Genomic DNA, 12,176 nt, shown 5'->3' on the forward strand with positions numbered 1-12,176 from the left:
CCCTGAATTATTACCGCATGCCCTTTGATAGGACATATCTGATGCTGGCATCATATGAGCATTAGTAATTGATGCATCTTTAAAAAGGTAACACTTTTTTTCATTCTTTCACTTTGAAACAAACTGTTACAATTTAATTCCCAAACATAGGTTAAATTGCGCAATAAAACACCCATACACTTTTCAAAAGATCAATAGAAAACAAAGAGAAGTTCAAACGGGATGTATAATCTAACAAACAAAGTCATCATTGTAACTGGCAGTTCATCAGGTATCGGCTGGGGTATCGCACAAGAAATACATAAGGCAGGCGGTCAAGTTGTCCTCCATGGGACAAATGAAGAATTACTAGAACAACGTGCTTCTCAACTTGAAGATCGCGTGACCTGGGTTTCGGGCGACCTATCAAATTCAGAAACTCCAGATCGGATCGTTGAAAAGGTCTTAACGAGCTTTGGGAAACTGGATGGCTTAGTCAATAATGCGGGCATCTTTCCGCGTAATAATATTGCGACTGTCACATATGATGATTTTGATAAAATCTTTGCCGTAAATTGTCGGGCGCCTTTATTCATGTGCCAAAAGGCAGTCCAAACATTTAAGAAAAACGGGACGGCTGGAACTATTGTAAATATCGGTTCCATCAATGCTCATTGTGGCCAAACCGATATTCTCGCCTATTCCATGTCTAAAGGGGCATTACAAACAATGACCCGGAATCTAGGAGATTCACTCGGATCAGACAACATTCGTGTCAATCAACTCAATGTTGGCTGGACCTATACCGAAACAGAACATCAAACTCAGCTGGCAGAGGGGCGCCCTGAAAATTGGCTGGATGATATTCCCAAGGCCTTTGCACCAAGCGGTTCTATCTTACGCCCTGAAAACATTGCGCCTCATGTGGCCTTTTGGCTTTCGGATCAATCATGGCCCGTCAATGGACAGGTTTATGAAGTTGAACAATATCCTGTCATCGGCAGAAACAAGATTAACGAAGGTTAAAAGAATGACGAAACGTGACCCAAGTATCTTACGCAGCCGACAATGGTTTGATGATCCAAATGATCCGGGTATGACCGCGCTTTATCTTGAACGATACTTAAATTACGGCCTGACCAGACAAGAATTGCAATCTGGCCGCCCGATTATTGGCATTGCTCAATCAGGGTCAGACTTATCCCCCTGTAACCGACATCACTTACAACTGGCCGACCGAGTGAAGGCAGGCATTCGTGAAGCGGGCGGTATTCCACTTGAATTCCCGGTTCATCCAATACAGGAAACAGGCCGTCGGCCAACCGCAGCTCTTGACCGTAATCTCGCTGCTATGGGTTTAATTGAGATTCTACACGGCTATCTACTTGATGGTGTTGTGTTGACAACAGGATGTGACAAAACCACCCCCGCACAATTAATGGCCGCGGCCTCCGTAGATATTCCTGCCATCGTTTTATCTGGTGGTCCTATGTTAAACGGTCATTATCATGGGCGATGTGTTGGGTCCGGCACCGTGATTTGGGAAGCGCGGGAAAAACTGGCTTCGGGCGAAATTGATACAGAAGAATTTATGGAACTTGCTGCCTCATCTGCACCCTCTATTGGTCATTGCAATACAATGGGCACCGCACTTACCATGAATTCTCTCGCAGAAGCGTTGGGCATGAGCTTGCCGGGTTGTGCTGCAATTCCAGCGCCCTATCGTGAACGTGAACAAATTTCTTATCTCACAGGTTTACGTATTGTGGATATGGTATGGGAAGATCTAACCCCATCCAAAATCCTTACAAGAGAAGCATTTCATAATGCGATTGTTTTATGCTCTGCGATTGGCGGTTCTACTAATGCTCCCCCGCATATCAATGCCATTGCGAAACATGCGAATGTAGATTTATCCATGATGGATTGGCAAGATATCGGTCAAAAAATCCCACAAATCGTAAATTGCCAACCAACAGGCGAATATCTCAGCGAAGAATTCCATCACGCAGGCGGTGTACCTGCCGTAATGCATGCATTGATGAAGGCAGGCTTACTATCCGAAACAGCCTTAACCATTAACGGTAAAACCATTCAGGAAAACTACGGCAAAACGGTATCAAAAAACAGAAATGTTATTCAAGACGTGGATCACCCAATTATGGAAGAGGCTGGCTTTATGATCTTGTCGGGTAATCTATTTAATTCTGCTGTCATGAAAATGTCCGCTGTCGGGGACGATTTCAGAAATAAATATTTAAGCAATCCTGACACACCTAATATTTGTGATCTAAAGGCTGTCGTTTTTGATGGACCGGAAGATTATCACACACGCATTGAAGACCCATCTTTACCGATAGATGAAAACACAATTCTGGTTATCCGGGGATGCGGCACAAAAGGGTATCCCGGCTCAGCTGAAGTGGTAAACATGTTACCGCCTCGTCGCCTAGTGAAAAAGGGCATTACAAATTTGCCGACAATGGGGGACGGTCGTCAATCCGGTACGTCAAACGCACCATCCATTTTAAATGCCAGCCCAGAAGCGGCTGCTGGCGGGGGATTATCAAGATTACGCACAGGCGATGTTATTCGTATCAACTTAAATGATCGGACAGCGAATGCACTGGTTTCTGCAGATGAATGGGAAACACGCGAAAGTATCTTTAAACATGTTGAAAACCAGACACCTTGGCAGGAAATCTATCGTGATACAGTTGAACAATTAGATCAAGGCGGTGCGATGAAAACGAGTGGTTCTTATCGAGATATCCGACATAAAACACCAAGGCATTCCCACTAATGACCAGTACGACTTACAATATTGCCTGTATCGGTGAATGTATGGTTGAAATTGCCTTGCTCCGTGATCAAGCATCAACAGCAAAAGTAGGGTTTGGTGGTGATACGCTCAATACTGCTATCTATTTAGCTAGATTGGCTGAGAATTCAGATATTAGAGCCCATTATGTAACCCTTCTTGGGGATGATCCTTTTAGTCATCAGATGAGAAATGCGTGGTCAAGCGAAGGCGTAGGTTGTGATCTGGTTGAACATCTCCCCGGGCGTGAAGCTGGGTTATATTCTATCTCTGTTGATGCACACGGAGAACGTAGCTTTAATTATTGGCGTAGCCACGCACCAGTACGAGAGATTTTTGAAGGTGAGGCAGGCCTTAAACGCCTTGATGAGTTAAGGCAGATGGAAGCCATTTTCTTTTCCGGTATTACACTTGCCATCCTTTTTGAAGAAAGTTGCGATCGGCTTCTTGATCTTTGTGCTGAAATGAAAAGAGCTGGAAAGACTGTTATCTTTGACAGTAATTACCGCCCCAGATTATGGCAAGGTCGAGACCCATCAAGTCCCTACGAAAAAGCATTCCAAGCTTCTACACTTATTCTGCCTTCTTATGAAGACCTGAGCGATGTGTTTGGTTCCACAGAACCAGCTAGTAAAGAGCGATTAGAAAAATACGAGTTGCCCGAAATCGTGTTAAAGAATGGCGGAAATTCCGTTGATTTATTTCAAGTCGGGCAGTGGCAAAATATTGAACTCAACCAAATCGAACTTCCGATAGATACAACAGCTGCAGGAGATTCGTTTAATGCAGGATATATCCACGCACGCCTGACAGGTGCTCCCGTTCTTGAAGCAATCCATCAAGCCCATAAACTTGCCTGTCGTGTGATCAATTTTCCCGGTGCAATCATTCCAAAATCAGAAATGCCTATAAAGGAATAGCCATGTCAAAATGGAACAAATTACTACAAGATATCCGTGTTGTCCCAGTCTTGGTTATTGAAGATGTTGAAAAGGCTGTTCCGCTTGCAAAAACATTATGCGAAGCCGGCCTTCATGTATTGGAGATCACATTACGTACCAAAGCTGCTTTACCCGCAATTAAAGCAATTAAAGACAATGTCCCAGAAGCTATCTTGGGTGTCGGTACTGTCTTGGATCATGAACAAATTGATCATGCCGCCAATCATGACTGCCAGTTCTTTGTGAGTCCCGGGCATACACCAAATTTAGTTCAAGAAGCCAAACAGAAAGAACTACCTTTCTTATTTGGGGCCAACACATTGTCTGAAATGATGTTCTTACGTGAACAGGGATTCATCATGCAAAAATTCTTTCCAGCAGAATTAAATGGTGGTGTAAAACTTTTAAAAGCTGCTTATTCTGTTCTACCTGATGTTCAGTTTTGTCCAACAGGCGGGATTTCCATTGAAAATGCAGAAGACTATTTAAACTTACCAAATGTTGCGTGCATTGGCGGTAGTTGGATAGCCCCAAAAGATCTTATCACTTCTGGGGATTGGGATAAAATTTCAAAACTCGCGAAGCATGCTGCAACTTTAGGACGTTAATCAATGAACATTCAAATTGCCGCAGCGACACAAAACTTACTCGGAGAAGGGCCTTTATGGGATCATCGCCAAAAATGCCTTTGGTGGGTGGATATTAAACAATCCCAACTTTTTCGACTTCGCCCAGCTAAACAAAGTTATGATAGTTGGGAGTTACCCAAAGCTGCCAGTGTCATCTCATTGTTAAGACAAGAGACAAAACTACTTCTTACATGCGTCGGTGGTTTTTATGAGTTTGATCCCGAAACAGGTATTTCTGAATCCATAGGCCCATTTGAAAGACATATAGAAAGTAACCGCCCCAATGATGGTAAATGTGATCCTCTTGGTAATTTATGGGTCGGATCTATGGATGATGCGGAAGAGGAAAAAAGTGGTTCTCTATATAGAATAAGCGCGGATTTAGAACCTAAACCAGTTCTAACGGGTCTAGGCATCCCAAATACCTTAGCTTGGAGCCCCGATCATAAACATTTCTATTTTGCAGATTCTACCCAGCAAACAATTTGGAAATTTGATGTAAATCTGGAAACTGGCACTTTGTCAAATCAACAGGTATTCGCATCTCTTAAAGGTACAGATATCTATCCGGACGGATCGACTATTGATCAGGAAGGCTATCTTTGGAATGCTCAATGGAATGGTTGGCGTGTCGTGCGATACGCGCCTGACGGCACTATTGATAAAATTCTGAAAATGCCTGTTGCCTGCCCAACGTCCTGCATGTTTGGCGGTGAGAATTTATCAACTCTTTACGTCACATCGGCTCGAAAAGGCCAAACAGATGAAGAATTAGCACAGCAACCTAATGCCGGCAGCTTATTTGCCATTTCCGTTAACACAACTGGTTTAAAAGAAACAATCTTTTAGTAAATGAATGAAACAATAGAAATAAGTCGTGGCCCATTCAAAGCCACGATCTCTCCACCACTTGGAGGCAGCTTACTTTCATTCACAGAAGATCTAGATGTTGGAACACATCACCATCTACGCCCTGCACCAATAGGAACAAACGACGTCTTACAAAGCGCATGCTATCCACTTGTACCATTCTCCAATCGTGTCTTAAATGCATCTTTTAATTGGGAAGGAGAACAAATAAATCTCAATCCCAATTTCGCACCAGAGCCACATATGATCCATGGACATGGATGGCAAAATCCTTGGCAGATAACTGAGATACAACCTAATCAAGCTTGTCTTTCTTATCGACATCAGGCCAATAACTGGCCATGGTCTTACGAGGCCTTACTTAGCTATTCTTTATCAGTTCACGGGTTAACTATTCAGCTTTCTATAACCAATCTTTCAGAAGAAAATATGCCCGCAGGTATAGGCTTACATCCGTTTTTCCCGAAACAAGAACAAACAATTGTCATTACAGATGTAGAAGCTATCCAACTTAACGATACAAACAAACATCCAGTTAGAATTGATAAAACTCACTACGCGCTAAAGCAATTGCAATATGGAACTTCATTCCCTATGGGACTAGACAATTGTTTCATAAATTGGTCTGGTCACGCCACCATTCAAAACAATAGAAAACTAGAGATATCTACCTCAGAAATTTTCAGTCACATGGTTTTATATACACCAAACGGGCAAAATTTCTTTTGTTTGGAACCAGTAAGTCATTTGAATTCTGCCTTGAATCTCAAAAAGAATAATTGCTTTGAGGCTGGCATCATTGTCTTAAAACCCGGTGAGACATTATCAGGAAATTTATCCTTATTATCTATTTCTTAACGTAAGTATCTCATAAACTTGTAATTGCCGCGATACGTGCTTTACAACGTTCTATCATATAGGCTGAAGGCGCATCTTCGCCGCCACGAACAGAAATGACATTCTCAAACAGTTTAGTTGCTTTTTCAAATTCCTGACGTTCGTAATGTTCTAGCGCATCTTCATAGATATTCACCCAATCATATTCTGGCATGATCGCACCACTATGGCTACGCATTGCCAGAAGCTCATAAATTGGGGTCTTTTGATCTTTACCCTTCACATTCACCGTATCAATCTTACGAGCAACCACTTCATATTTGGCAAATTCATAGGTCGTCGATCCAATCAAAATACGGGTTCCATAGGTTTTATTTAAACTTTCCAAACGTGCCGCCAAGTTAACGGGATCCCCCAGCACGGTATAATCCATGCGAGAATTAGAGCCGATATTACCAACGATTACACGCCCCGTATTCAAACCAATACGCGCCTTGAACACTGGATGACTTGGGTCCTTGGAAACCTCAGCCATAGACGTCAAAAGCTGCTGACAACGAAGCGCGGCACGACAAGCATCAACTGCTTGGTCATCATTGACATTTGGTGCTCCCCAAAAAGCCATAATTGCATCACCAATATACTTATCAATGATACCGTTTTCCGCATGAATTTCCTTAGACATTTGATCAAGGTAGTCGGATAAATGCGGTACCAAAGCAGGACCTAAAATTTCTGAAATGGTTGTGAAGTTTTCTAAGTCAGAGAAATAAATAGTCATCGTACGGTTGATACCACCCACACGTGCCAATTGATCATTTTGCACCAAGATCTGTACAAGTTCAGAAGGTAAATATTTTCTAAAAGCACCAAGACCACGCGACATCTTATTAAACGCATTGGACAAATCATCTAATTCAGAAATCGGTGAATTAACTTTACGAACTTTATTTAACTCAAACTTCTCAATTGATTCTGCTTGATGAATGATTTTTGCGATTGGTTTAATAATCATATGACGCGCCACGAGGACAGCAAACACGCCCACTGCCAAAATAGAAAGACAAATTGTAATCAAAAGTTTCTTATTGTTTTCTTTAATAGAAGACAAGAATGCATTTTCCGGCACAATCGTCACAATTGACCAATCCTGATGTCCAACTGGTGCAAGTGTTACATAATATTTATCCTGATTTTGATCTTCCAAATCATAATGCAAATATCCATCCAAGGATTCCAATGCAACATCGTTCTGGTCGATTGCTTGTGCCGCTAAACTTAACAATGGATGATAGGACTCACTGATCGGACGTAATTTTGGCTTGTTACTTATCTCATCCAGATAGGTCACTTCATTGGCATCAACAAATGCAATAAGAGATCCATCCCCGCGCAAAATCGCTGCCGTACCAGGTTTGCTTTTAAACTTGTTACGCATAAAGTTGGACAACCGTTCCAATTCAATCGCAATACTAACGACCCCGACGGATTGCTCTTCTTTGTCGACTCTACGTGCAATGTTAATCCCGGGGAGACGGCTGGTCGAAAAGATATATACATCCGTCCATATAGATTCCAAACTTTCCATAGGTAAAGTAATTGCTTGCTTATACCATGGGCGTTCCCGTGCATCATATTTACGCTGTTCAATGGAGGATTGTGTTTGGAACAAACGACCTTCTTGCAACACATATTTATTGTAATGACGATCAGCGATATCTTCGTCGTCATTCCAGTAACTTCGAACCGACTGGAAATTTTGAGAGCTTAAACGGTTAACACCGTAAAAGTCGCCATTAGGCAAGCCAAAACTGATCCAGGTGACATCTGGATTATTTTTCAATAATGGGAAGAAGTAATTTAACAATCTACCTTTGAAACTTAACTCAACAGCGCCATTTTCCATAGATTCCGCAATAGTATCTTGCACACGTTCCGCATTCTCAAAAATCACCTGAACTTCGCTGGATATATCGCTTATGATTTCTTGATTAAGTTTGGAAACCAATTCTTTAACATTGCTAGTCGCGGTATACATCCACGGAAAATGAATTGCAGCTGATGTTGCCAACGTAATCATCACCGTCAACATCACAAGACTTGGTTTGATACTGATGCGAAAACGATTTGTCTGCTCATAACTTCTACGACGATATTCGCGTTTAGGTGCAACAGGCGAGTTATGATCTTGTCCATCAAATTGCGGCTTCTCAACAGCTGTAGATTTATCTACTGACACCAACTCCTTAGAAGCACCCTCATTCGATGGCTTTTCTGTATCATCATTTTTGTTCAATGTTGAATCGTCCATTTGTGTCTCACAGCAAGAAAACCAGCTTTACTATCAAAGAAATAAATTACTATTTAATTCATTATGTTTCTAATCTACTATATTTTATAACAATATAAAGTAATATCTCTATTGTTAAGTCAGTAGGAGTTTACACAAATAGGTGAGATTTTTTTCAGATTATGGTCCAACATATCTTGTATCTATGATCATTGCTGAGATTTTATCATCACTGAAATAAGGATCGGAACAGGGACGGGATATTTTTTCATATGAAAAAGCATTCCGAGTCATCATGAAAAAATTAACTGGTTTTTCTACTTTTGTGGAAAGCATCAAAACAAGTTTCAAGATTGCAGTTATTTATGCAGGATCAAAAGATGACCCTGACAAAGTAATCAAGAAATCCATTAACACCCGAAGTTGGAAAAGTTATGAAATCGTCGCAAACGACATTGCCCAAGCCTTAAAAAGAAACGGCTTCCAAAATGTTTTATTGCTGGCGGAAGGTGTCGATTTACTCCCTATTTTAAAACAGGAAAAAATCGATCTCGTTTGGATTAATAGCGGCGGTGTACAGGGTGTTAACCCCGTCAGTCATCTTCCAGCAATGTTAGAAATGGCAGGTATTCCCTATATCGGTCACAATCCTACAAATGCGACGGTTTTAGATAATAAGCATCTCTTAAAATGGGGACTTCGCGCCAAAGAGTTACCAACCTCTCCATTTTTTGTATGGAACAGCAACCGCGAGGATTTTACTGGTAAAGACAATGCGAAGTTTCTACGTAATTTTGGTGATTATTCTGGCCCTTTTATCGTTAAACCTGTTACGGGTCGCGGGTCTGTCATGGTCGAATATGTGGAAACCTTAGAAGAATTAACAAATACTATTCCTCAAATATGCCATGATAGCCATGGTGCAGTTTTGGTCGAAAAATTTCTGTCTGGCGATGAATATACTGTTGCAGTCATGGAACCTATAATCTGGCAAAATTCAGAATTTTACCAATTAGATAAACCTCTCACATTTTCTTATACTAAAAGAAATCTTGATCGTGACGAGAAAATCTTCACCTCTATGGATGTCAGACCAATTGACAATAGCCGCTTCGAAGTCCTGTCACCAAACAAACATCCGGATATCACTCAGAAACTTTCTGAAATTGCGCAAGAAATTTTCCTTTCTTTCAATTTGGAAACTTTGGTCAGATTAGATTTACGTGCCGATCAGGAAGGCAACATCAATGTCTTAGAAGCAAATCCAAAACCAGACCTAAAAGCGCCTCAACCAGATGTAACCAGTCTGGTATGTTGTGGTTTAGATCAAATAAATAGCAGTTACGATGAGCTCATCATGAGTATCTTAGGCGCAAATCTAAGAAGCTTGTATATGGATAACGGGAAAAATTAAATGCAGAAACTAAAAGTTACCCTGCCAGTTCTATTCACCACTTTTCTATCCTTCCTGTTACTTGTTTATGTGGGTTATGGTGAGGTGCTGCGTACCGCACCTCAATTTGAAACCTCAAAAATGCAAGCACAAGGTGAAGTCATTCAGGATACTGCCGAATCATTTTTACAACTCGGCTTACCCCTAAAAGAATTCATTGGTTTTCCAGAATTAATCAGCACGATTGGTGAAACGGACCAAAGTATTGGGGCGATTACTGTATTTGATCAACAAGGTAATATCTTAGCGAGTTTAGATCGCACGGATGGTCAAAACCCGGTTAACTCTGAAGCCGTTAGACGCTATTTCGAAACTCATGATAATTTCGATCACTCTTTCTCACATCCAGACCACTTTGTCATTGCACTTCCATTAGAAGGGAAGTTTCAAATGGAAGGCTTATTGGTTTTGGTGACGCCTAAATCAATCATGGGAAACAAACTTAAAACGGCATTTTTTGAGATCTTACCATGGCTTTCAATATGTTTAGGCATCACTTTCATATTGTCGTTTCTAGCGACCGCCAAATGGCGTTTCAAAATTTGGCCACAAGAACTTGTTTTTGGTGCCTCTTTTCTAGCAGCCGCTGGCATTGTTTCCCTAGTTGTTGTTCAATTTTATTCGGAAGGCGTGCAACAAACAACGCGCGCTATGGCCGATAATTTATCATCTAGATTAAAAATCGTATCCTCAATGGGACTACAGTTTGAAGACATCAGCGGTATAGATGAGATGATTCAGCGCTATCGGACATTAAATCCAGAAATTAGCAGCGTATATGTAACACGTGATGAGAAAGTCCTGTTTTCATCTGCAAATGTTAACAATGACACAACAAACCAGGATGTCTTTACCCATAGCAGCGTTTTAAGTAATGCAGATAATGTAAAGCTATTAGTCAGCGTCAATACGCCAAAAGAACTAGTCTATAACGCCGTCTTAGATAATATTCGCAACTTTGCCGCTCTCTTTGTTGCAACGGCTTTCCTCGCAATCTTATTGATTCAGATCTCGTTCAATATTGGTCGCAGATTTTCTTCGCGTGATATCAAAGCCATACCAGCAGGCCAACCGGATCGGCGTAAAGGGATTAATATGATCAAGCCCATCTTCTTTATTGCGGTATTGATCGAAACTTTAAATGCATCTTTCCTTCCCCAACACTTGAAAGAGGTTGTTGCATATTCACAAGTCGAAGCGTCGCTTGCTGCACCGATTTTTTCTGCTTTCTTTGTCACATTTGCCATTTCTTTGATCCCGGCAGGAAAATTAGCGGACCGATATGGCTATCGCCCTCTACTTTTTTGGGGCGCTATTCTTTCCATCATGGCCCAATTACTATTGGCGATTAGTTTAGATTTTTATTCGGTCCTGTCCGCACGTCTTATTTCGGGCATAGCCCAGGGTATGCTATTAATAGGTGTACAAGCCTATATCTTGGTTAATGCTGATCATAACAAGTCAACTCAAGGTGCCAACATCATTGTATATGGTTTTAATGGCGCCATTATTTCAGGTGCAGCTATCGGTTCGCTCTTATCCATTTACATTGGTATTTCCGGAGTATTTTGGACGGCCACGTCAATCGCAGTATTCCTAATGGCATTGGTTTTGTTGACATTGGTCAATCAAAAACCAGATGTAAAACAATCAACAACTTCCAATGAAAGAACAACGGACAAACAAAAACCGGCAAGTATTCTTCATCTGCTAAAAGATTTCGAATTTATTCGGTCTCTTATTCTTATTGGCATTCCAACTAAAGCTGTTTTGGCAGGCGTCACAATTTATGCCTTACCAGTTATCTTAAACGCATTAGGCTATAAAAATGATACAATCGGCCAAATCATTATGTTCTATGCTGCAGGCGTCCTTTTAACCAGTCAATTTGCCTCCAAGCTCGTTGATAGAACTGGTCGCAAAGTTGCAATTTTATCTTTAGGCGCAATCTTGTCATCTGTCGGTTTAATACTGATTGGTGTTACGAATTCTGAAGTCAGTATTATTGGTGTATCTCTTATAAATATTAGCATTTATCTCGTTATAAGTGGTGTCTTTATTCTGGGGATAGCACATGGCTTAATCAATGCACCTATCGTCACACATGCCTTAAGCAGTAATTCGGTTAAATCGGTTGGCAAAACAGCATCAGCTGCGACCTATCGCTTTTTGGAGCGTATCGGGCATGTTGCAGGTCCCATTATAGTGGCGAACCTTCTTTATTGGATGAATAACAGCCCAAAAGCTATCTTATATATAGGTATCGCAATTGCTATAATGGCGATAGCATTTTGGATACCACTAGGCCGAAAAACCAAACTGATCGAACAAGACTGATCCCATTTGAATATACGGG

9 protein-coding genes are annotated in these 12,176 nt (G+C 41.2%); 8 read left to right on the plus strand and 1 reads right to left on the minus strand.

The features are described 5' to 3' along the window. Window positions 1-222: 222 nt before the first annotated feature. Genes ACOQOA_RS07755 through ACOQOA_RS07780 form a run of 6 tightly spaced genes read left to right on the plus strand, consistent with a single transcriptional unit; the run spans window position 223 to window position 6,098 of the window. Window positions 223-1,005, plus strand: coding sequence for an SDR family oxidoreductase (locus ACOQOA_RS07755; protein ID WP_420548072.1), 783 nt, complete (start codon window positions 223-225; stop codon window positions 1,003-1,005). Between the two features lie 4 nt (window positions 1,006-1,009). Then, window positions 1,010-2,782, plus strand: coding sequence for an IlvD/Edd family dehydratase (locus ACOQOA_RS07760; RefSeq protein ID WP_420548073.1), 1,773 nt, complete (start codon window positions 1,010-1,012; stop codon window positions 2,780-2,782). After that, window positions 2,782-3,720, plus strand: a complete 939-nt coding sequence (locus ACOQOA_RS07765; RefSeq protein ID WP_420548074.1) for a sugar kinase — start codon at window positions 2,782-2,784, stop codon at window positions 3,718-3,720. Before ACOQOA_RS07760 ends, ACOQOA_RS07765 begins: the two co-directional genes overlap by 1 nt. 2 nt (window positions 3,721-3,722) lie before the next feature. Then, window positions 3,723-4,349 carry a bifunctional 4-hydroxy-2-oxoglutarate aldolase/2-dehydro-3-deoxy-phosphogluconate aldolase gene (eda, locus tag ACOQOA_RS07770; RefSeq protein ID WP_420548075.1) on the plus strand — a complete coding sequence of 209 codons (627 nt, stop codon included), beginning with the start codon at window positions 3,723-3,725 and terminating at the stop codon, window positions 4,347-4,349. Between the two features lie 3 nt (window positions 4,350-4,352). Then, window positions 4,353-5,219: an SMP-30/gluconolactonase/LRE family protein gene (locus ACOQOA_RS07775; protein ID WP_420548076.1), complete on the plus strand. Its 867-nt coding sequence runs from the start codon at window positions 4,353-4,355 to the stop codon at window positions 5,217-5,219. 3 nt (window positions 5,220-5,222) lie between these two features. Then, entirely contained in the window at window positions 5,223-6,098 is an 876-nt protein-coding gene (locus ACOQOA_RS07780; protein WP_420548077.1) for an aldose 1-epimerase, read from the plus strand. Between the two features lie 10 nt (window positions 6,099-6,108). Here the strand turns inward: ACOQOA_RS07780 and ACOQOA_RS07785 are convergent, their stop codons facing one another. Continuing rightward, a complete protein-coding gene (locus ACOQOA_RS07785; RefSeq protein WP_420548078.1) occupies window positions 6,109-8,388 on the minus strand; it encodes an adenylate/guanylate cyclase domain-containing protein in 2,280 nt (759 codons plus the stop codon). Between the two features lie 274 nt (window positions 8,389-8,662). On the opposite strand from ACOQOA_RS07785, the gene ACOQOA_RS07790 reads away from it, so the two are divergent. Both ACOQOA_RS07790 and ACOQOA_RS07795 read left to right on the plus strand, forming a co-directional pair. After that, a complete protein-coding gene (locus ACOQOA_RS07790; RefSeq protein ID WP_420548079.1) occupies window positions 8,663-9,781 on the plus strand; it encodes a D-alanyl-alanine synthetase in 1,119 nt (372 codons plus the stop codon). Then, on the plus strand, window positions 9,782-12,157 hold the full coding sequence (locus ACOQOA_RS07795; protein WP_420548080.1) for an MFS transporter: 2,376 nt from the start codon (window positions 9,782-9,784) through the stop codon (window positions 12,155-12,157). It begins immediately after the preceding gene. Window positions 12,158-12,176: the final 19 nt, after the last annotated feature.

The organism is Curvivirga sp. (genome assembly GCF_965219885.1).
Classification (GTDB): domain Bacteria; phylum Pseudomonadota; class Alphaproteobacteria; order UBA8366; family Aestuariispiraceae; genus Curvivirga.

Bases quoted from the DNA above. Each gene is read 5' to 3' on its own strand.
- ACOQOA_RS07755 (WP_420548072.1), top strand. From the start codon at position 223: ATGTATAATCTAACAAACAAAGTCATCATTGTAACTGGCAGTTCATCA.
- ACOQOA_RS07780 (WP_420548077.1), top strand. From the start codon at position 5,223: ATGAATGAAACAATAGAAATAAGTCGTGGCCCATTCAAAGCCACGATC.
- ACOQOA_RS07790 (WP_420548079.1), top strand. From the start codon at position 8,663: ATGAAAAAATTAACTGGTTTTTCTACTTTTGTGGAAAGCATCAAAACA.
- ACOQOA_RS07760 (WP_420548073.1), top strand. From the start codon at position 1,010: ATGACGAAACGTGACCCAAGTATCTTACGCAGCCGACAATGGTTTGAT.
- ACOQOA_RS07795 (WP_420548080.1), top strand. From the start codon at position 9,782: ATGCAGAAACTAAAAGTTACCCTGCCAGTTCTATTCACCACTTTTCTA.
- ACOQOA_RS07765 (WP_420548074.1), top strand. From the start codon at position 2,782: ATGACCAGTACGACTTACAATATTGCCTGTATCGGTGAATGTATGGTT.
- eda (WP_420548075.1), top strand. From the start codon at position 3,723: ATGTCAAAATGGAACAAATTACTACAAGATATCCGTGTTGTCCCAGTC.
- ACOQOA_RS07785 (WP_420548078.1), bottom strand. From the start codon at position 8,388: ATGGACGATTCAACATTGAACAAAAATGATGATACAGAAAAGCCATCG.
- ACOQOA_RS07775 (WP_420548076.1), top strand. From the start codon at position 4,353: ATGAACATTCAAATTGCCGCAGCGACACAAAACTTACTCGGAGAAGGG.